16 protein-coding genes are annotated in these 19,604 nt (G+C 62.2%); 9 read left to right on the top strand and 7 right to left on the bottom strand.

Features of this window, described 5'->3' with window-relative positions; all coding sequences use genetic code 11:
• Positions 1 to 154 precede the first annotated feature (154 nt).
• A complete protein-coding gene (locus LMH93_RS21700) occupies positions 155 to 1,105 on the top strand; it encodes an IS110 family transposase (RefSeq protein ID WP_004577666.1) in 951 nt (316 codons plus the stop codon).
• A 185-nt stretch (positions 1,106 to 1,290) separates the two neighbouring features.
• Here the strand turns inward: LMH93_RS21700 and LMH93_RS21695 are convergent.
• Together LMH93_RS21695 and LMH93_RS21690 are read right to left on the bottom strand one after the other, a co-directional pair.
• Positions 1,291 to 2,645, bottom strand: a protein-coding gene (locus tag LMH93_RS21695; protein WP_230064577.1) for an IS3 family transposase whose coding sequence is annotated in 2 segments (ribosomal slippage) — positions 1,291 to 2,169 and positions 2,172 to 2,645 — 1,353 coding nt in all. Because the reading frame shifts where the segments join, the coding sequence is not laid out codon by codon here.
• A gap of 403 nt (positions 2,646 to 3,048) precedes the next feature.
• Complete coding sequence (locus LMH93_RS21690) at positions 3,049 to 3,999, bottom strand: IS110 family transposase (protein ID WP_004577666.1); 951 nt, start codon at positions 3,997 to 3,999, stop codon at positions 3,049 to 3,051.
• Positions 4,000 to 4,431: 432 nt separating this feature from the next.
• On the opposite strand from LMH93_RS21690, the gene LMH93_RS21685 reads away from it, so the two are divergent.
• Complete coding sequence (locus tag LMH93_RS21685) at positions 4,432 to 5,538, top strand: NADH:flavin oxidoreductase/NADH oxidase (RefSeq protein ID WP_100774325.1); 1,107 nt, start codon at positions 4,432 to 4,434, stop codon at positions 5,536 to 5,538.
• Between the two features lie 118 nt (positions 5,539 to 5,656).
• On the opposite strand, the gene LMH93_RS21680 is transcribed toward LMH93_RS21685, so the two are convergent.
• From LMH93_RS21680 to ydcS, 5 genes are all read right to left on the bottom strand, one after another.
• The gene (locus LMH93_RS21680) at positions 5,657 to 7,081 is read right to left on the bottom strand and encodes a gamma-aminobutyraldehyde dehydrogenase (protein WP_185280019.1); all 1,425 of its coding nucleotides are present in this window, start codon (positions 7,079 to 7,081) and stop codon (positions 5,657 to 5,659) included.
• A 17-nt stretch (positions 7,082 to 7,098) separates the two neighbouring features.
• Positions 7,099 to 7,905: an ABC transporter permease gene (locus LMH93_RS21675; RefSeq protein WP_003252179.1), complete on the bottom strand. Its 807-nt coding sequence runs from the start codon at positions 7,903 to 7,905 to the stop codon at positions 7,099 to 7,101.
• Complete coding sequence (locus LMH93_RS21670; RefSeq protein WP_003252181.1) at positions 7,895 to 8,806, bottom strand: ABC transporter permease; 912 nt, start codon at positions 8,804 to 8,806, stop codon at positions 7,895 to 7,897. The genes LMH93_RS21675 and LMH93_RS21670 overlap by 11 nt, the downstream gene beginning before the upstream one ends.
• A 1-nt stretch (position 8,807) precedes the next feature.
• The gene (locus LMH93_RS21665) at positions 8,808 to 9,839 is read right to left on the bottom strand and encodes an ABC transporter ATP-binding protein (protein WP_014860534.1); all 1,032 of its coding nucleotides are present in this window, start codon (positions 9,837 to 9,839) and stop codon (positions 8,808 to 8,810) included.
• A 150-nt stretch (positions 9,840 to 9,989) separates the two neighbouring features.
• The gene (gene ydcS, locus LMH93_RS21660) at positions 9,990 to 11,141 is read right to left on the bottom strand and encodes a putative ABC transporter substrate-binding protein YdcS (RefSeq protein WP_108078180.1); all 1,152 of its coding nucleotides are present in this window, start codon (positions 11,139 to 11,141) and stop codon (positions 9,990 to 9,992) included.
• A gap of 216 nt (positions 11,142 to 11,357) precedes the next feature.
• Here ydcS and LMH93_RS21655 point away from each other — a divergent pair, with 216 nt between their 5' ends.
• The 7 genes from LMH93_RS21655 to wspF all read left to right on the top strand — a co-directional run bounded on the left by LMH93_RS21655 (position 11,358) and on the right by wspF (position 19,580).
• Complete coding sequence (locus LMH93_RS21655; protein WP_003252187.1) at positions 11,358 to 12,038, top strand: tellurite resistance TerB family protein; 681 nt, start codon at positions 11,358 to 11,360, stop codon at positions 12,036 to 12,038.
• Positions 12,039 to 12,208: 170 nt separating this feature from the next.
• Positions 12,209 to 13,831 (top strand): methyl-accepting chemotaxis protein, encoded by a 1,623-nt coding sequence (locus tag LMH93_RS21650; RefSeq protein ID WP_017147930.1) that lies wholly within the window; start codon positions 12,209 to 12,211, stop codon positions 13,829 to 13,831.
• Between the two features lie 5 nt (positions 13,832 to 13,836).
• Positions 13,837 to 14,343, top strand: coding sequence for a chemotaxis protein CheW (locus LMH93_RS21645; RefSeq protein ID WP_004575463.1), 507 nt, complete (start codon positions 13,837 to 13,839; stop codon positions 14,341 to 14,343).
• On the top strand, positions 14,340 to 15,614 hold the full coding sequence (locus tag LMH93_RS21640; protein WP_060537750.1) for a CheR family methyltransferase: 1,275 nt from the start codon (positions 14,340 to 14,342) through the stop codon (positions 15,612 to 15,614). The genes LMH93_RS21645 and LMH93_RS21640 overlap by 4 nt, the downstream gene beginning before the upstream one ends.
• Positions 15,611 to 16,276 carry a chemotaxis protein CheW gene (locus LMH93_RS21635; RefSeq protein ID WP_003252198.1) on the top strand — a complete coding sequence of 222 codons (666 nt, stop codon included), beginning with the start codon at positions 15,611 to 15,613 and terminating at the stop codon, positions 16,274 to 16,276. The genes LMH93_RS21640 and LMH93_RS21635 overlap by 4 nt, the downstream gene beginning before the upstream one ends.
• A complete protein-coding gene (locus LMH93_RS21630; protein ID WP_003252200.1) occupies positions 16,273 to 18,570 on the top strand; it encodes a hybrid sensor histidine kinase/response regulator in 2,298 nt (765 codons plus the stop codon). Before LMH93_RS21635 ends, LMH93_RS21630 begins: the two co-directional genes overlap by 4 nt.
• On the top strand, positions 18,567 to 19,580 hold the full coding sequence (wspF, locus tag LMH93_RS21625) for a Wsp signal transduction system protein-glutamate methylesterase WspF (protein WP_003252202.1): 1,014 nt from the start codon (positions 18,567 to 18,569) through the stop codon (positions 19,578 to 19,580). The genes LMH93_RS21630 and wspF overlap by 4 nt, the downstream gene beginning before the upstream one ends.
• Positions 19,581 to 19,604 lie beyond the last annotated feature (24 nt).

Here is a 19,604-nt window from a genome sequence, read left to right as displayed (position 1 = left end):
CGTAGGTGCCTTGAGCACGTGTGGGAGCACAAGCTGCCATTCACCGTTCCACTTTGGCGAGAGCCCGAACAGTTGGATGCGGCTCTGATCTCGAATCACAAGCGTGGGCCAAGCCAAAGTCCTCTCACTGTGTTGAGTTTAGGAGGTTTTGGTGATGGCTTCCTTCTTGGGTATCGATGTTTCCAGTCTCTCCCTTGATGCTGCGGTGCGGCCACAGGGCATCAAAATGCATTTAAGCAATGATCCCACAGGCTTTGAGGCGCTACTGGAGAGCCTTCGCAAGCTCAGTATCAAGCGCGTCCTGTTAGAGGCGACGGGTGGCTACGAGCGAGATGTCATGCGTTTTCTACAGGACGCTGGCTACAAGGTCATACGCGTTAATCCCAGGCGAGCCAGGTCATTCGCTGACTCTCTAGGCATCAAGGCCAAGACTGACGCCATCGACGCCGAGGTTCTGGCGCACTATGCCGAAGTCATTCCAGATCAACCCTCCCTGCGAATCAGCCCCGAACGAGCGCTTCTGCGAGAGTTGCTTCAGCAACGTGATCGGTTGGTTCAACAGCGAGATGACGACCTGCGGCGCCTGAAGCAGGTGCAATCGACTGCAGTTGCTAACTACCTGAATGCCAACCTGAAACACTTCAAAGCGCAGATCAAACTGGTTGAGCGTGAGATCGAACAGCAAACCGCGATGCTGAACGACGAACGGGTTACCCAACTGATTAAAGTGAAAGGCATTGGGATGGTGACAGCGGGCAAGCTAGTAGCGCTGCTGCCGGAGCTGGGTCGGGTTGAATCCAGAGAAATTGCCTCCCTGGTCGGAGTGGCGCCCTTCAACCACGACAGCGGGAAATTCATGGGCAAGCGCTCTATCTCTGGCGGACGATTTGCGGTCAGGCGATCGCTGTACATGGCATGCCTTGTGGCGATGAGATACAACCCAGCACTCAAGGCTCGTTATCAGTCACTGCGGGAGCGCGGAAAACTTCCCAAAGTCGCTATCGTGGCCTGCATGAGAACGTTCATCGTGCGGTTAAATGCCATGCTCAGAACGGGTACATCATGGCTCGATCTAGTGCTACCGCAGCCTGAAAGTACAACGTAAATCCAGAACGCAGCGTGAGCCGCGTGGAAGCGGGCTTGCCCGCGAAGCCAACACCGTGGTGGATTGCACGGGCTTCGCCCGTGTTCGCGGGCAAGCCCGCTCCCACAGGGAAGGCGCCAGCTTTTAGAAATTGAGCAAGACAGTTGCTCCCACAAGGTGGACTGCCCCCCAAAAGTTGGACAGTTTTAAGCTGCAGCCTGAGCCCTGTACTCCACAGGGCTCAGGCCATTGAGCCTCAGCTTGATGCGATCATGGTTGTAGTAGTGAATGTACTCATCCAGACCCGCTCTCAGCTCATCAATGCTCTCGAAACGCTTCAGGTAGAAAAACTCAGATTTGAGCGTGCCGAAGAAGCTTTCCATGGCCGCGTTGTCCAGGCAATTGCCTTTTCGAGACATGCTCTGCTTTACCCCACATTCGCTTAGCTTACGGCGGTATTGCGCCTGCTGGTAATGCCATCCCTGATCCGAATGCAGCACGAGCTTCGGTTTCTCTCCCAGGCAATCGAGCGCTTTGCCAAGCATGTTCCCAACCAGGCTATAGCACGGGCGGCTGGCCATTTCGTAGGCCACGATTTCGCCGTTGTACAAATCCATCACGGGCGACAGATAGAGCTTCTGCTGAGCTACTTTGAACTCGGTTACGTCAGTCACCCACTTCTGGTTTGGGCGTTGAGCGATAAAATTTCGCTCCAGTACATTCGCTGCCACTTTGCCGACGGTACCTCGATAGGAGCGATATTTCTTGGGGCGCACTACTGATTTCAATCCCTGCTCAGCCATCAGCCGTTCAATGACCTTCTTGTTCACCCGCTTTTCCTTCCTGATTACGAGTGCGATACGGCGATAACCATAAAGCCGTTTCTGCTCGTGATAGACGCGATGCACCAATGCCTTGAGCTCAGCATGCCGGTCTGGCTTCTGCTGAGCTTTGAGCTGGTAGTAGAAGGTGCTGCGCGCCAGCTCGACCAACTGAAGGAGGTCAGGCAAAGGAAACCTGCGCTTGAGTTTGGAAACGATCAGGGCTTTTTCCCGCGTGTTCGTTCCTTTTCCTCGCGCAGAGCCTTGAGCTCCTTTAGGACAGCATTCTCCATGCGCAGGTACTCAAGTTCAGCCATCAGCTGATCTCGAGACTTCTGATCATCATTGGTATCGGTGGGTTTGGCAGGCTTGATCTTCTTCGACACGTCGATTGGCTTTCTTGGCTTGATGGCAGTAGAGGGTGCAGGACTGCCACTGTAGTACTGCCGCTGCCAAATGCCTATCTGAGAGGACTGCCCAAGACCAAAGTGGGCAGCGGTCTGGCGCAGCGAAAGCCGATGCTCGTGCATATAGCTAAGCACCTGCTGTTTGAAATCACTGGTATAGCGCCGCCCATGCGAGCCTGTACCAATGCCATTATTGGCCTGATAACTGGCCACCCAGCGTCGAAGCAGGCTGAAATCGATACCTAAGTGTTGAGCCACCTTTCGGAAACCGTTGCTGCCATCCAGGTAGGCTGTGATCGCTGTGAGCTTGAATTGCTCGGTGTACTTACCCATAGATCCCCCAAGGGTTGGATTGGTGTCCAACTTCTTGGGGGCAGTCCAGGGAAGGCGCCAGCTTTTAGAAATTGAGCAAGACAGTTGCTCCCACATTTGTTGCAACGTGCCAAACCTGCAAGGCCCTGGTTGCGCGCCTTGTCGGTCTGACGATGCCTGTGCGTTGTCGCTGTTATCGCCCCACCAGCCTTCAGTCATGCGCCAAGGCTGACAACCATGGCCTCACAGACATGGCCACGTTGCAACAAATGTGGGAGCAACTGTCTTGCTCAATTTCTAAAAGCTGGCGCCTTCCCTGTGGGAGCGGGCTTGCCCGCGAACACGGGCGAAGCCCGTGCAATCCACCACGGTGTTGGCTTCGCGGGCAAGCCCGCTTCCACGCGGCTCACGCTGCGTTCTGGATTTACGTTGTACTTTCAGGCTGCGGTAGCACTAGATCGAGCCATGATGTACCCGTTCTGAGCATGGCATTTAACCGCACGATGAACGTTCTCATGCAGGCCACGATAGCGACTTTGGGAAGTTTTCCGCGCTCCCGCAGTGACTGATAACGAGCCTTGAGTGCTGGGTTGTATCTCATCGCCACAAGGCATGCCATGTACAGCGATCGCCTGACCGCAAATCGTCCGCCAGAGATAGAGCGCTTGCCCATGAATTTCCCGCTGTCGTGGTTGAAGGGCGCCACTCCGACCAGGGAGGCAATTTCTCTGGATTCAACCCGACCCAGCTCCGGCAGCAGCGCTACTAGCTTGCCCGCTGTCACCATCCCAATGCCTTTCACTTTAATCAGTTGGGTAACCCGTTCGTCGTTCAGCATCGCGGTTTGCTGTTCGATCTCACGCTCAACCAGTTTGATCTGCGCTTTGAAGTGTTTCAGGTTGGCATTCAGGTAGTTAGCAACTGCAGTCGATTGCACCTGCTTCAGGCGCCGCAGGTCGTCATCTCGCTGTTGAACCAACCGATCACGTTGCTGAAGCAACTCTCGCAGAAGCGCTCGTTCGGGGCTGATTCGCAGGGAGGGTTGATCTGGAATGACTTCGGCATAGTGCGCCAGAACCTCGGCGTCGATGGCGTCAGTCTTGGCCTTGATGCCTAGAGAGTCAGCGAATGACCTGGCTCGCCTGGGATTAACGCGTATGACCTTGTAGCCAGCGTCCTGTAGAAAACGCATGACATCTCGCTCGTAGCCACCCGTCGCCTCTAACAGGACGCGCTTGATACTGAGCTTGCGAAGGCTCTCCAGTAGCGCCTCAAAGCCTGTGGGATCATTGCTTAAATGCATTTTGATGCCCTGTGGCCGCACCGCAGCATCAAGGGAGAGACTGGAAACATCGATACCCAAGAAGGAAGCCATCACCAAAACCTCCTAAACTCAACACAGTGAGAGGACTTTGGCTTGGCCCACGCTTGTGATTCGAGATCAGAGCCGCATCCAACTGTTCGGGCTCTCGCCAAAGTGGAACGGTGAATGGCAGCTTGTGCTCCCACACGTGCTCAAGGCACCTACGGCATTCAGCTTGCCATTCACCGCTCTCACTCCAGATTCTAATCCCCCATCAAGACACAAGCGGCCTTGCGTCGCGATGCGCCGCGCGGGCGGCGCTCGATCTCACCGGCGACATCACCTTAGAGCCTGACACCCGCACCCCACACCCCACCCAAAATCCCATGGAACCTCCCCCCCACCCATTCTGGTCTAGTCTGAAGTTATGACCGGACCTGGGCCAGGGACGTGCAATTGAGTGTCCGGGCCGGATCACCATTGGAGTCCTTGGGAGGTGCCCTCATGAGCCTGCTGCTCGAGCCTTACACCCTGCGTCAGCTGACCTTGCCCAACCGCATCGCCGTGTCACCAATGTGCCAGTATTCAGCCGTCGATGGCTTGGCCAACGACTGGCATCTCGTCCATTTAGGCAGCCGCGCCGTCGGTGGCGCCGGCCTGGTAATCACTGAAGCCGTGGCGGTGACCGCCGATGGCCGCATCACCGCCGAAGACCTTGGCCTGTGGGACGACGCGCAGATCGCCCCGTTACAACGCATCACCCGCTTCATCACCGCCCAGGGCGCCGTGGCTGGCATCCAGCTGGCCCACGCCGGGCGCAAGGCCAGCACCTATCGCCCATGGCTGGGCAAACCAGGTAGCGTCAAACTGGAAGAGGGCGGCTGGCAGCCGGTGGGGCCCTCGAAAATCGCCTTCGACCCGCAACACACCGCGCCGCGCGAGTTGAGCCAGGACGAGATTGAGGATGTGATTGGCGCCTTCGTCGCCTCGACCGAGCGCGCCTTGAAGGCCGGTTTCAAGGTGGTTGAGATCCACGCCGCGCACGGCTATCTGCTGCACCAGTTCCTATCACCCTTGAGCAACCAGCGCCGCGATGAGTACGGTAGCAGCTTTGAAAACCGCATCCGCCTGACCTTGCAGGTGGTCGAGGCAGTGCGCAAGGTTTGGCCCCCGGAGTTGCCACTGTTCGTGCGGGTTTCGGCAACCGACTGGGTGGAAGATGGTTGGAACCCGGATGAAACCGTCGAACTGGCCCGGCGCCTGCGGGGCTTGGGTGTGGACCTGATCGATGTGTCCTCTGGCGGCACCTCGGTAAACGCCGAAATCCCCACCGGCCCCGGCTATCAGACCCGTTTCGCCGAGCGCGTGCGCAAGGAATCGGAAATCGCCACTGGCACTGTGGGCATGATCACCGAACCGGCCCAGGCCGAGCACATCCTGCGCACCGGGCAGGCCGATATCATCTTCCTGGCCCGCGAACTGCTGCGCGACCCGTACTGGCCGCTGCATGCCGATGACGATCTGGGCGGCAACAAGGCCACCTGGCCTGCGCAGTACCAACGCGCCACGAGCAGGGCCAACCCGATTCACGAGTCTGATTTGCGGGACTAGGGGCGTCGAGTTTGCTGGGGGTTGGCGAGGATTTTGTTTGGGGCTGAGATCGAGCGCCGCGCGGGCGGCGCTCGATCTCGTTGGCGTTACAAATCTACCGACGTACCCCTGTGCCTCCTCAATGCTTGATCATCACATGCCGCACACAGGTGTAGTCCTCCAGCCCATACATCGACATGTCCTTGCCATACCCCGAATGCTTCTGCCCGCCATGGGGCATTTCGCTGACCAGCATGAAGTGGGTGTTCACCCAGGTGCAGCCATACTGCAAGCGCGCCGCCAGGCGGTGGGCGCGGCCGGTGTCGCGGGTCCATACCGACGAAGCCAGGCCGTAGTTGGAGTCGTTGGCCCATTCCAGTGCCTGCGCTTCATCGGTGAAGCGGGTGACCGAAACCACCGGGCCGAACACTTCGTTGCACACGATCTCGTCGTCCTGCAGGGCGTCGGCCAGCACGGTAGGCTCGAAGAAAAAGCCATCGCCCGCTATCGGCTTGCCACCGGTTACCAGACGAATGTGCGGCTGGGCGATGGCCCGCTGCACCAACCCGGCGACCTTGTCGCGGTGCTGGGCACTGATCAGCGGCCCCAGTTCGGTTTCTTCAGACTCCTGCAAGCCCGGCTTGAGGCTGGCTACGGCTTTACCCAGGCGTTCGACGAAGCGCTCGTAAATCCCGTCCTGGACGTACAGGCGGCAGGCTGCGGTGCAGTCCTGGCCAGCGTTGTAGAAGCCGAAGGTGCGGATGCCGTCGATGGCGGCATCGATGTCTGCGTCATCGAACACCAGCACCGGCGCTTTGCCGCCCAATTCCATGTGCATGCGTTTCACGCTGTCGGCGGTGGCACTGATGATGTGCGCGCCGGTGGGGATCGAGCCGGTCAGCGACACCATGCGCACCTTGGGATGGGTTATCAACGGGTTGCCGACCGTCTGGCCGCGGCCGAAGAGAATGTTCAGCACCCCCGGCGGTAGCAAGTCCTGGGCCAGCTCGCCCAGGCGCAGGGCCGTCAGTGGCGTCAGTTCGGATGGCTTTATCACCACGGTGTTGCCGGCAGCCAGGGCCGGGGCGATCTTCCAGGCCAGCATCATCAGCGGGTAGTTCCACGGCGCGATGGACGCCACCACGCCCAACGGGTCGCGGCGGATCATCGAGGTGTGGCCCGGCAGGTACTCGCCTGCCGCCGAGCCGCCCAGGCAGCGTGCAGCACCGGCAAAGTAACGGAACACGTCGGCAATCGCCGGGATCTCGTCATTCAGTGCAGCGCTCAGGGGCTTGCCGCAGTTCTGCGATTCCAGCCGGGCCAGTTCATCGCCATGGGCTTCGATGGCGTCGGCCAGCGCCAGCAAGGCCTGCGAACGTTCTTTAGGACTGGTTTGCGACCAGCTGTCGAAGGCTTGGTCGGCAGCGCGCACAGCGCTGTCTACCTGTGCCTCGGTGGCTTCGTTGATCTGCGCCAGGGCAGTGCCCAGCGCCGGGTTGAGCACGGTCCAGGCCGGGCCTTGGCCAGCGATCAGCTGGCCATTGATCAGCATCTGCGTTTGCATCGGGGACTCCTCCAGGGTCATTTTCCACCGCCCGCGACGCTGTCTCCGCCACGGGTCAGGTAATAGGCGCCAAGAATCGGCAGCATGGTCACCAGCATCACCAGCATGGCGACAACGTTGGTCACGGGCACGTCGCGTGGGCGGCTGAGCTGGTTGAGCAGCCAGATCGGCAGGGTGCGCTCATGGCCGGCGGTGAACGTGGTGACGATGATTTCATCGAACGACAAGGCAAAGGCCAGCATGCCGCCCGCCAGCAGCGCCGAGCCGAGGTTGGGCAGGACGATGTAACGGAAGGTCTGCCAACCGTCGGCACCAAGGTCCATCGAGGCTTCGATCAGGCTTTGCGAGGTACGCCGCAGGCGGGCGATCACGTTGTTGTAGACGATCACCACGCAGAACGTGGCGTGGCCGACTACGATGGTGAACACCCCGGGCTCTATCCCCAGCGTCTTGAACGCCGAGAGCAGGGCGATGCCGGTGATGATGCCTGGCAGGGCAATGGGCAGGATCAGCACCAGCGAAATGCTCTCCTTGCCGAAGAAGCTGCGCCGATAGAGCGCCGCCGAGGCCAGCGTACCGAGCACCAGTGCGATCAAAGTGGCCAGGCAAGCCACCTGCAGCGACAGCTTGATTGCCTCGAGCACATCGGGCCGGGCAAAGGCCACGTCGATCCACTTCAGGGTAAAGCCCTTGGGCGGAAAGCTGAACGCCGCGTCTTCGGTGTTGAAGGCGTACAGGAAGATGATCAGGATCGGGAAGTGCAGGAACAACAACCCGCCCCAGGCCGCCAGGCGCAGCCCTGCCGACGCTTTTTCAGAGTGCATCGAAGGCCCCCAGACGCTTGACGATGGCCAGGTATACCGCGATCAGCACAATGGGCACCAAGGTGAACGCGGCGGCCATCGGCATGTTGCCGATCGCCCCTTGCTGGGCATAGACCATGCTGCCGATGAAGTAGCCGGGCGGCCCGACCAGCTGCGGCACGATGAAGTCGCCCAGGGTGAGCGAGAAGGTGAAGATCGAGCCGGCGGCGATGCCGGGGATCGACAGCGGCAGGATCACCTGCACGAAGGTTTGCCCCGGCCGTGCGCCCAGGTCGGCCGAAGCCTGCAGCAGCGACGGTGGCAAGCGCTCCAGCGAGGCCTGGATCGGCAGGATCATGAATGGCAGCCAGATGTACACGAACACCAGGAAGCGCCCCAGGTGCGAAGTCGACAGCGTGCTGCCGCCCACGCCCGGCACGGCCAGCACCGCCTGCAGCAGGCCGTCCAGGTGCAACTGCTGGACGAACCATTGGGCCACACCGCCCTTGGCCAATAGCAGGGTCCAGGCATAGGTCTTGACGATGTAGCTGGCCCACATCGGCATCATCACCGCGATGTAGAAAAACGCCTTGGTCTTGCCGCTGGTGTAACGCGCCATGTAATAGGCGATGGGGAAGGCCAGTACCGCGCTGGCCAGCGACACCGCCACCGCCATCCCCAGGGTGCGCAGGATGATGTCGAAGTTCGACGGGTTGAACAGCGCGGCGAAGTTGCCCAGGGTCAGGTCCGGGGTCACCGCCATGGTGAAGTCGTCGAAGGTATAGAAGCCCTGCCACAGCAGGTTCAGCAGCGAACCCAGGTAAATCGCGCCGAACCAGGTCAGCGGCGGGATCAACAGCAGTGCCAGGTACAGGTTGGGGCGCCGGTACAGCAGGTTGGACAGGGCGCGCAGTGTGCTCATCTCAGCGGCCCTCGGTTTCCTGCAGTACCGTCATGGCTTCGCGGGGCCAGTGCGCCTGCAGGCGTTGCCCGGGCTGCCAGGCCTGCACCTGCTTTTGCCAGCGGTCATTGGCCTGGCTGACTGCCAGCAGTTGACCGTTTTCCAGCTGCAGTTCGTAGCGTGTGGCGCTGCCTTGGTACTGGACATCACGCAGCACGCCGCTGACCTGTACCTCATGGCTGGTCACTACCGGGTCGCCCAGGCGAATGTGTTCGGGACGGATGGAGAAGGGCGCAGGGCTGCCGTTGAGCTGCATGGCCAGCTCGCCACGCACCACGTTGGACGTGCCGACGAATTCAGCGACGAAGGTTGTGCTGGGCTTCATGTACAGGTTGCGCGGGGTGTCGACCTGTTCGATACGGCCGCGGTTGAACACCGCGACCCGGTCGGACATCGACAGTGCTTCGGTTTGGTCGTGGGTGACGAAGATGAAGGTGATGCCCAGTTGGCGTTGCAGCTTTTTCAGCTCACCTTGCATCTGCTCGCGCAATTTCAGGTCCAGCGCGCCCAGTGGCTCATCGAGCAGCAGCACCCGCGGGCGGTTGACCAACGCCCGGGCCAGGGCCACGCGCTGACGCTGGCCGCCAGACAGCTGTGCCGGCTTGCGCGCGCCATAGCCGGCCAAGGCCACCATGGCCAGGGCTTCTTCGGCGCGGCTGTAGCGTTCGGCCTTGCCCACGCCTTTTACCTTCAGGCCATAGGCGATGTTGTCCAGCACGTTCATGTGCGGGAACAGCGCATAGTCCTGGAACACTGTGTTGACGTCACGTTGGTAGGGCGGCAGGCCAGCGGCCTCGACCCCTTGGATGCGGATCGAACCGCTGGAGGGTTGCTCGAAGCCTGCGATCAGGCGCAGGCAGGTGGTCTTGCCCGAGCCGGAAGGGCCGAGCATGGAAAAGAACTCGCCATCGATGATGTCGATGCTGACCTGGTCGACGGCCTTGACCTCGCCGAAGGTGCGGGAAACCTGGGTGAACTGGACGGCTAGGGGCATGCGTGGACTCCAGGTATGAATATGTCTCCTGTGCCGGCCTCTTCGCGGGCAAGCCCGCTCCTACAGGTGGAGCGCCACCCTTGCAGGCGGTGAAGAACCTGTGGGCGCGGGCTTGCCCGCGAAAAGGCCGGTACAGGCATTCAGACAACCTCAGCGACCACCCATGATCGCAATGTAGTCCTGGGTCCAGCGGCTGTAAGGCACGAACTTGCCGCCTTGGGCCTGCGGTGTTTTCCAGAAGGCAATCTTGTCGAAGTTGTCAAAGCCGTTGGTCTTGCAGCCCTCGGCCCCCAGCAGCTCGCTGCCGGTGCACGCCGCCGGCACAGCCGGCAACGAGCCGAACCACGCCGCCACATCGCCTTGCACCTTAGGTTGCAGCGACCAGTCCATCCACTTGTAGGCGCAATTGGGGTGCTTGGCCTCGGCGTGCAGCATGGTGGTGTCGGCCCAGCCGGTCGCGCCCTCCTTGGGAATGGTCGAGGCCACTGGCTGGTTCTCGGCCTTGAGGCCATTGACCATGTAGCCCCAGGAGCTGGAGGCAACCACGCCTTCGTTTTTCACATCGCTCATCTGGACCGTGGCGTCATGCCAATAGCGGTGGATCAGCGGTTGCTGCTGGCGCAGCAGATCCAGCACGGCCTTGTATTGTGCCTCGTTCAGTTCGTACGGGTCCTTGATGCCCAGTTCGGGCCTGGCCGACTTCAGGTACAGCGCTGCATCGGCGATGTAGATCGGCCCGTCGTAGGCTTGCACGCGGCCCTTGTTCGGCTTGCCGTCGGGCAGGTTCTGCGGCTCGAACACCACGCTCCAGCTGGTGGGTGCCTGCTTGAAGGTGTTGGTGTTGTACAGCAGCACGTTTGGCCCCCACTGGTACGGCGTGCCGTACACCTGCTTGTCGACCACATACCAGCCACCGTTCTGCAGGCGCGGGTCGATGGTTTTCCAGTTGGGGATCAAGGCGGTGTTGATCGGCTGTACGCGCTTGCCTGCAATCAGCCGCAGCGATGCATCGCCCGAGGCGGTGACCAGGTCATAGCCGCCCTTGGTCATCAGGCTGACCATCTCGTCCGAGGTGGCGGCCGTTTTCACGCTGACCTTGCAGCCGGTTTCCTTTTCGAAACCGGTCACCCAGTCGTAGGCCTTGTCGCTTTCACCGCGTTCGATGTAGCCGGGCCAGGCGACGATGTCCAGGCGCCCCTCGCCGGCCCCCAGGGCCTTGGGCGCTTCGGCGGCCTGCAGGCTGGCGCTGGCCAGCATGGCGCAGGTGGTGGCGCCGAGCAATGCGGTCTTGTGCACTGACATGGTGTTCCCTCTTCTTGGCGATCTTGTTCGGGCAGTCATGAGGCAAGCAGTGAAGCAATTGTTATAAGCGTAGTGCGTGAGTGCGAGGTATTGGCGATATCGAGTCTAGTTGGCTTTTTGCCAGCTAACGCAACATCCTGAAGCAAATCCCTGCATGGCGTGTGCTCGGCCAAGCCTTACTCTGGCGTTTGAATCTTCTTACGTGGAGACACGCGAATGAATACCCGGGGCTTGCTTGATCAACTCCTCAAATCCGGCCAGCAACTGCTCGAGAAGCAGGGGGGCGCCACCAAGCCTGGCAACCCTTCAGGCGGGTTGGGCGGGTTGTTGTCCGGAGCAGGGGGCGGCCTGCTGGGTGGGGGCGCTCTGGGCCTGTTGCTGGGTAGCAAGAAGGCCCGCAAGTACGGTGGCAAAGCCCTGACATACGGCGGCCTCGCCGCGCTGGGGGTGCTGGCCTATAAAGCTTACGGCAATTGGCAGGCAAACCAGCGGGGGGCCGCAGCCGAGCCTCAAACCCTCGACCGCCTGCCGCCGGCCCAGGCCGAGCAGCACAGCCAGGCGGTACTGCGCGCCCTGGTGGCGGCGGCCAAGTCCGATGGGCATATCGACGAGCGCGAGCGGGCGTTGATCGAGGGCGAATTCACGCGCCTGGACAGCGACCGCGAATTGCAGCACTGGCTGCATGCCGAGCTGAACAAACCGCTGGACCCTGCCGAAGTGGCCCGTGCTGCGCAAACACCGGAGATGGCTGCCGAGATGTACCTGGCCAGCGTGATGATGGTCGATCAGGAAAACTTTATGGAGCGTGCCTACCTGGACGAGCTGGCACGTCAGCTGCGGCTGGACCCGGGCTTGCGCCAGGAGCTGGAAAGCCAGGTGCGGTTGGCTGCAGTGTAGTGGCGGTGCTTGCCACGGCCTATTCAGCGCCTGTGAGATCGAGCGCCTCCCGCGCGGCGCTCGGTCTCACAGGCGCTAAATTCCTAACGACAATCACATCAAAACCGTAAGACCTCTGGGCTATACTTCGGCGATTTTTCCCGCTCGTTGTGAATTCCTGAGGGCTGAATGTGAAGAACTGGACCTTGCGCCAACGGATCCTGGCAAGTTTCGCCGTGATCATCGCCATCATGCTGCTGATGATTGTGGCCGCCTACTCGCGGTTGGTGGCTATCGAAACCGCCGAAGAGGCAGTGGGGACCGACAGCATTCCTGGCGTCTACTACAGCTCGATGATTCGCAGCGCCTGGGTCGACAGCTACGTCACCAGCCAGCAACTGGTGGGCCTGTCCAACCATCGTGAAATCACTTCGGCCGACCTGGAACTGTTCAGAAGCTTCGATAACCGGCTGAAGCAATACATGGCCAGCTACCAGGCCACCATCCAGGACAAAGACGACCAGGTCCGCTTCGACAGCTTCGTGCAACTGGAAGAAAGCTACCTCAAAATCGTCAACCAGGTGCTGGATGCGTACGGTCAGCGCAACTACGACGAGGCCCAGCGGCTGATCACCGAGGTCCTCACTCCGGCCTGGAAGGATGGGCGCGAGCACCTGAATGAAGTGATCGAGAATAATCGGGCCTCTGCCGATGCCGCCACCAACGATATCGTCAACGCAGTCAACACGGCCAAGGGCAGCATGGTGGTCTCACTGCTGCTGGCAATCGTCGCTGCCGGCATCTGCGGCCTGTTGCTGCTGCGCGCTATCACAGCGCCCATGCAGCGTATCGTGCATGCCCTCGACAAGCTGCGTTCCGGTGACCTGAGCATGCGCCTGAGCCTGGATCGCAAGGACGAATTCGGTGCCATCGAAAGCGGCTTCAACGAAATGGCCGAGGCACTGGCCAACCTGGTGGCCCAGGCCCAACGCTCGTCGGTGCAGGTGACCACTTCGGTCACCGAAATTGCCGCCACGTCCAAGCAACAGCAGGCCACCGCCACCGAGACGGCCGCCACCACCACCGAAATTGGCGCCACCTCGCGGGAAATCGCCGCGACTTCGCGGGACCTGGTGCGCACCATGACCGAAGTGACGACGGCTGCTGATCAGGCATCCAGTCTGGCAGGCTCCGGGCAACAGGGCCTGGCACGCATGGAAGAGACCATGCACCAGGTGATGGGCGCTGCCGACCTGGTCAATGCCAAGCTCGGTATCCTCAACGAGAAAGCCAGCAACATCACCCAGATGGTGGTAACCATCGTCAAGGTTGCCGACCAGACCAATCTGCTGTCGCTCAATGCCGCCATCGAAGCGGAAAAGGCCGGTGAATATGGCCGCGGCTTTGCCGTGGTCGCGACCGAAGTGCGCCGCCTGGCCGACCAGACCGCCGTGGCCACCTACGACATCGAGCAAATGGTGCGCGAGATCCAGTCAGCAGTGTCGGCCGGTGTCATGGGGATGGACAAGTTCTCCGAAGAAGTGCGCCGCGGCATGTTCGAGGTGCAACAGGTGGGCGAGCAACTCAGCCAGATCATTCACCAGGTGCAGGCGTTGGCGCCGCGCGTATTGATGGTCAACGAAGGCATGCAGGCCCAGGCCACCGGTGCCGAGCAGATCAACCAGGCACTGGCGCAGCTCAGCGATGCCAGCACCCAGACTGTCGAGTCGCTGCGTCAGGCCAGCTATGCCATCGATGAGCTGAGCCAGGTGGCCGCGGGCCTGCGTGGCGGCGTGTCGCGCTTCAAAGTCTGACCGCGATGAACGACTTGCAACTGCGCACCGCGCGGGCGGCGAACACCGGGGGGGCGTTGTACCTGCAGTTTCGCATCAGAGCGCAGCGTTTTGCCCTGAGCGTGCACGAGGTGATCGAAGTGTTGCCGCGTCAGCCGCTCAAGCCGATCGCCCAGGCACCTGCCTGGGTCGCGGGCATCCTCGCCCATCGTGGCCAGTTGGTTCCGGTCATCGACCTTGCCGCCTTGAGCTTTGGCCAGCCGGCGGTGCAACGCACCAGCACCCGCCTGGTACTGGTGCACTACCGAGGCGGCCTGCAGCTTGGCCTGATCCTGGAGCAGGCCACCGAAACCCTGCGTTGCCAACCGGATGAGTTCCAGCCCTATGGGGTGGACACCGGTGAAGCGCCTTATCTGGGCCCGGTGCGCCAGGATGCCCAGGGGCTGCTGCAGCGCATCGAAGTCAATGACCTGCTGCCCGACACCGTGCACGCATTGCTGTACACGCAAGACCCGACAGGGATGCCAACATGAACGAACAGCGTTTCTTCCGCTTCTTGCGCGAGCGTATTGGCCTGGACGTGGAGTCGGTGGGCGCGCCCATGGTCGAACGCGCGCTGCGCCAACGTTGCGTGGCTGCGGGCGCGATGGACCTGGACGATTACTGGCTGCGCCTGCAGCAGTCGGCAGATGAGCAACAGGCGCTGATCGAAGCGGTGATCGTCCCGGAAACCTGGTTTTTCCGTTACCCCGAATCCTTCACTGCGCTGGCCAGCCTGGCCCATAAACGCCTGGCTAAACTGGCTGGCGCGCGCCCGCTGCGATTACTCAGCCTGCCGTGTTCTACTGGCGAGGAGCCCTATTCGCTGGCCATGGCCTTGTTTGACGCCGGCATGGCGCCTGGGGCATTCCTTGTCGATGGAATGGACATCAGCCCAAGTTCAGTAGCCAAGGCCGTGCAGGCGGTGTATGGGCGCAATGCGTTCCGGGGTAGCGAACTGGGTTTTCGCGAGCGCTACTTCGATGCACTGGACGAAGGCCACCGCCTGCATGAGCGGGTACGCCAGCAAGTCAGCCTGCGGGTGGGCAATGTGCTTGACCCGGCGCTGGCCAGCCGCGACGGCCTGTATGACTTCGTGTTCTGTCGCAATCTATTGATCTATTTCGACGTACCGACCCAACAGCGTGTGTTCGAAGTGCTCAAGCGCTTGCTGCATCCGCAGGGTGTGCTGTTCATCGGCCCGGCCGAAGGCAGCTTGTTGGCACGCATGGGCATGCGTCCATTGGGGATCGCCCAGTCGTTTGCCTATGTGCGTCATGAAGGCGACAGCGCCCCCTTGGCAGCGGCACCCGCCCAACCCGCCAAGCGTGCGTTCACGGCGTTGCCCGCACCGGTTTATCCGCAGCCCAGTGTGCCGTTGCCGCGTCCGCTGCGTGTGCTGCCCGTGGTGGCCAGGCCAGCGCCAGCCCGCGAGCACAGGCACGAGGGGGCCAGCGAATTGCTGGCCGACATTGCCCGGTTGGCCAATGCCGGTGCCAGCGAGCAGGCCCGTAGCGAATGCCAACGCTACCTGAGCCAGTACCCGCCGTCGGCACAGGTGTACTACTGGCTGGGTTTGCTCAGTGATACCGAAGGCGATGCGCAGCAGGCGCTGAGCCACTATCGCAAGGCCCTGTACCTGGAACCACAGCACCCCGAGGCGCTGGTGCACCTGGCCGCCTTGCTGGCGGCCCAGGGTGACCTTGCCGGCGCTCGGCGCCTTCAGGCGCGCGCGGCGCGGGCTGGCCGGGAGTCTGAACGATGAACAGTGAATCCGCGATGCAGTTGCTCGCCGAGGATGACGCGCACATTGACGACTGCTGGAACCGCATTGGCGTGCGCGGGGACAAGCAGTGCCCACTGCTGGAGCGGCATGTCCATTGCCGCAATTGCGAGGTGTATGCCGCTGCGGCCACGCGTTTGCTCGACCGCTATGCGCTGGTGCAGGAGCACCAGGCTGCGGCGGTGCAGCCGGACGCGGAAAACACCGGTCGCTCCATGCTGCTGTTCCGTCTGGGCGAAGAGTGGCTGGCGCTGGCTACCGCCTGCCTGGCCGAAATCGCCCCGCTGCAGGCGGTGCATTCATTGCCGCACCAGCGCTCGCGGCTGCTGCATGGGGTTGCCAATGTGCGCGGTGCGTTGGTGCCGTGCCTGTCACTGGCTGATTTGCTGGGGGTGCAGGCCGGCTCCACCGAGCAACGCAGCGCACGGGCGATGCCCCGTATGCTGATTCTGGCCGCCGAAGGCGGGCCGGTGGTGATGGCTGTCGAGGAAATCGACGGTATTCACCGGCTCGACCCGCAGTTGCTGGGCAGTGGCCGGGACGCCACACGCTTCACCGCCGCAGTCTTGCAGTGGCGCGGCCGCAGCGTGCGGGTTCTGGACGATCAACATTTACTGTCTGCCGTGCAGCGGAGCCTGTCATGACCCCAGAGCAAATGCGCGACGCATCGTTGCTCGAACTGTTCAGCCTGGAGGCCGAGGCGCAGACCCAAGTGCTCAGTGCCGGCCTGATGGCACTGGAACGCAACCCTACTCAGGCCGACCAGCTCGAGGCCTGCATGCGCGCTGCCCACTCGCTCAAGGGGGCAGCGCGCATTGTCGGGGTGGATGCTGGCGTCAGTGTCGCCCACGTCATGGAAGACTGTCTGGTGGCGGCCCAGGAAGGCCGACTGCGGCTGACCGCCGAGCATATTGACGCGCTGTTGCAAGGTACCGACCTGTTGATGCGTATTGCCACGCCCGGCGATGCCGGTGCGCAGGCGACCTTGCCGGTGTTTCTTGCGCAAATGGCCAGCCTGCTCGACCCGGGCGCCTCTGCCATGCCTGTGGTGCCGCTGGCTGCATCCGTGCCGCCGGAGCCGCCGCTGGCAACCCTGCCGCCTGCACCTAGGGTAATGCCAGCCGAACCGCGGGAACCAGAGCCCGAACCCGCCCTGCGGCGCAAGGCTGGCAAGCGCGCTGGCGAAGGTGCTGAGCGGGTACTGCGTGTCACAGCTGACCGCCTTAATAGCCTGCTTGACCTGTCCAGCAAGTCGCTGGTGGAAACCCAGCGGCTCAAGCCATACCTGGCTACCCTTCAGCGCCTCAAGCGCATGCACGGCCAAGGTATGCAGGCGCTTGACGGCTTGCGCATGCAACTGGAAGGCACGGGGCAGGGCAGTGAGGTGCTCGAAGCCTTGGCACAGACCCAGCGCCTGCTGGCAGAGACCCAGCAGATTCTGCAGCAGCAGGCAGCCGACCTGGATGAGTTCGGCTGGCAGGCCAGTCAGCGTGCGCAGTTGTTGTATGACACCGCCCTGGCCTGTCGGATGCGGCCGTTTGCCGACGTGCTGACCGGGCAAAGCCGCATGGTCCGCGACCTGGGCCGTTCGCTGGGCAAGCCGGTGCGGCTGGTGGTGGAAGGGGAGAAGACCCAGGTCGACCGCGATGTGCTGGAAAAGCTCGAAGCACCGCTGACCCACCTGTTGCGCAATGCCGTCGACCACGGCATCGAGTTGCCCGAGCGGCGCCTGCTGGCGGGCAAGCCGGACGAGGGGGTGATCCGCCTGCGGGCTTCGCACCAGGCGGGCATGCTCAGCCTGGAGCTGGTCGACGATGGCGCCGGTATCGACCTGGAGCGCCTGCGCAGCAGCATCGTCGAGCGCGCCCTGTCGCCCGCTGACACGGTGACGCGGATGAGTGAGGCGGAGCTGCTGACGTTCCTGTTCCTGCCCGGTTTCAGCCTGCGTGACAAGGTTACCGAAGTGTCCGGGCGCGGTGTGGGGCTGGATGCGGTGCAGCACTTGATCCGCGAGCTGCGTGGCTCGATCGAATTGACCCAGGTGGCAGGGCAGGGCTGTCGCTTCCATCTTCAGGTACCGCTGACCCTGTCGGTCGTTCGCAGCCTGGTGGTCGAGGTGGGCGGGGAGGCTTATGCCTTCCCGCTGGCGCATATCGAACGCACGCTGGAAGTGACCGCCGAACAGATCGTGCAGATCGAAGGGCGCCAGCACTTCTGGCACGAAGGCCGGCATATTGGCCTGGTGGCGGCCAGCCAGTTGCTCAATCGCCCGGCGGGGCAAAGCGACGAAGCCAGCTTGCGGGTAGTGGTGATTCGTGAGCGCGAGCAGCTGTACGGGGTGGCCGTGGAGCGGTTGGTGGGGGAGCGGGTGCTGGTCGTGATGCCGCTCGACCCACGCCTGGGGAAGGTGCAGGACATTTCCTCCGGCGCCTTGCTCGATGATGGCTCGGTGGTCCTGATTGTCGATGTCGAAGACTTGCTACGCTCGGTGGAAAAACTGCTCAGCACCGGCAGCCTGGAGCGCATCGAGCGCGGCAGCAGCGGAGCCCGTGGCGCTGTCCGCAAACGCATCCTGGTGGTCGACGACTCGCTGACCGTGCGCGAACTGCAGCGCAAGCTGCTGGGCAACCGTGGCTACGACGTGGCGGTGGCGGTGGATGGCATGGACGGCTGGAACGCCCTGCGCAGTGAGGACTTCGACCTGCTGATCACCGACATCGACATGCCGCGCATGGACGGTATCGAGCTGGTTACCCTGGTGCGTCGCGACCAGCGCCTGCAGTCGTTGCCGGTGATGGTGGTGTCCTATAAAGACCGTGAGGAAGACCGACGGCGCGGGCTGGACGCTGGCGCCGACTACTATTTGGCAAAGGCCAGTTTCCACGACGATGCGTTGCTGGATGCTGTGGTGGAGCTGATCGGAGGTGCTCAGGGATGAAGATCGCCATCGTCAATGACATGCCCCTGGCCGTCGAAGCGTTGCGCCGGGCGGTCGCCCTGGAGCCCGCACACCAGGTTGTGTGGGTCGCCAGCAACGGTGCCGAGGCGGTGCAGCGCTGCACCGAGCAGTTACCGGACCTGATCCTCATGGACCTGATCATGCCGGTGATGGACGGTGTCGAGGCGACCCGGCGGATCATGGCCGAAACCCCGTGCGCCATCGTCATCGTGACGGTCGACCGTAAACAGAACGTACACCGGGTATTCGAGGCCATGGGCCATGGCGCTCTCGATGTGGTCGACACGCCTGCGCTCGGCGCTGGCGATGCCCGCGAAGCAGCGGCGCCATTGCTGCGCAAGATCCTCAATATTGGCTGGCTGGTCGGCCAGCAGCGGGCACCTGCCGCAAGGTCGGTCGCTGCGCCGCTGCGCGAGGCTTCCCAGCGCCGCGGGTTGGTGGCAATCGGGTCTTCGGCAGGTGGCCCTGCAGCACTCGAAGTATTGCTCAAGGGCTTGCCGGCAGCGTTTCCGGCGGCCATCGTGCTGGTCCAGCATGTGGACCAGGTGTTTGCCGCAGGCATGGCCGAGTGGCTCAGCAGCGCGGCAGGCCTGCCGGTGCGCCTGGCCCGTCAAGGCGAACCGCCGCAGCCAGGGCAGGTACTCCTGGCCGGTACCAACCACCACATTCGCCTGCTACAGGGCGGCCAACTGGCCTACACTGCCGAACCTGTGAATGAAATCTACCGGCCCTCGATCGATGTGTTCTTTGAGAGCGTGGCACGTTACTGGAATGGTGATGCGGTGGGCGTGCTGCTCACCGGCATGGGCCGCGACGGTGCCCAAGGCCTGAAGCTGATGCGTCAGCAGGGCTTTCTGACCATTGCCCAGGACCAGGCCAGCAGCGCGGTGTACGGCATGCCCAAGGCTGCTGCGGCTATTGATGCCGCGGTGGAAATTCGCCCGCTGGAACGCATAGCCGGGCGCTTGACTGAATTTTTCGCAAAATGACGAAATGTATTGAATCACGCCGCC

The sequence above is a fragment of the Pseudomonas sp. CIP-10 genome, assembly GCF_020911845.1.
GTDB classification, from domain to species: Bacteria; Pseudomonadota; Gammaproteobacteria; order Pseudomonadales; family Pseudomonadaceae; genus Aquipseudomonas; species Aquipseudomonas alloputida.
The sequence above is the reverse complement of the archived record's forward strand: the minus strand, read 5'-3'. Positions and strand labels throughout refer to the sequence as shown.

Excerpts from the sequence above, each read along its gene's own strand:
- LMH93_RS21665 (WP_014860534.1), bottom strand. The coding sequence starts at position 9,839 with ATGCCCCTAGCCGTCCAGTTCACCCAGGTTTCCCGCACCTTCGGCGAG.
- LMH93_RS21670 (WP_003252181.1), bottom strand. The coding sequence starts at position 8,806 with ATGAGCACACTGCGCGCCCTGTCCAACCTGCTGTACCGGCGCCCCAAC.
- LMH93_RS21690 (WP_004577666.1), bottom strand. The coding sequence starts at position 3,999 with ATGGCTTCCTTCTTGGGTATCGATGTTTCCAGTCTCTCCCTTGATGCT.
- LMH93_RS21685 (WP_100774325.1), top strand. The coding sequence starts at position 4,432 with ATGAGCCTGCTGCTCGAGCCTTACACCCTGCGTCAGCTGACCTTGCCC.
- LMH93_RS21640 (WP_060537750.1), top strand. The coding sequence starts at position 14,340 with ATGAACGAACAGCGTTTCTTCCGCTTCTTGCGCGAGCGTATTGGCCTG.
- LMH93_RS21700 (WP_004577666.1), top strand. The coding sequence starts at position 155 with ATGGCTTCCTTCTTGGGTATCGATGTTTCCAGTCTCTCCCTTGATGCT.
- LMH93_RS21680 (WP_185280019.1), bottom strand. The coding sequence starts at position 7,081 with ATGCAAACGCAGATGCTGATCAATGGCCAGCTGATCGCTGGCCAAGGC.
- LMH93_RS21655 (WP_003252187.1), top strand. The coding sequence starts at position 11,358 with ATGAATACCCGGGGCTTGCTTGATCAACTCCTCAAATCCGGCCAGCAA.
- LMH93_RS21645 (WP_004575463.1), top strand. The coding sequence starts at position 13,837 with ATGAACGACTTGCAACTGCGCACCGCGCGGGCGGCGAACACCGGGGGG.
- wspF (WP_003252202.1), top strand. The coding sequence starts at position 18,567 with ATGAAGATCGCCATCGTCAATGACATGCCCCTGGCCGTCGAAGCGTTG.
- LMH93_RS21630 (WP_003252200.1), top strand. The coding sequence starts at position 16,273 with ATGACCCCAGAGCAAATGCGCGACGCATCGTTGCTCGAACTGTTCAGC.
- ydcS (WP_108078180.1), bottom strand. The coding sequence starts at position 11,141 with ATGTCAGTGCACAAGACCGCATTGCTCGGCGCCACCACCTGCGCCATG.
- LMH93_RS21635 (WP_003252198.1), top strand. The coding sequence starts at position 15,611 with ATGAACAGTGAATCCGCGATGCAGTTGCTCGCCGAGGATGACGCGCAC.
- LMH93_RS21675 (WP_003252179.1), bottom strand. The coding sequence starts at position 7,905 with ATGCACTCTGAAAAAGCGTCGGCAGGGCTGCGCCTGGCGGCCTGGGGC.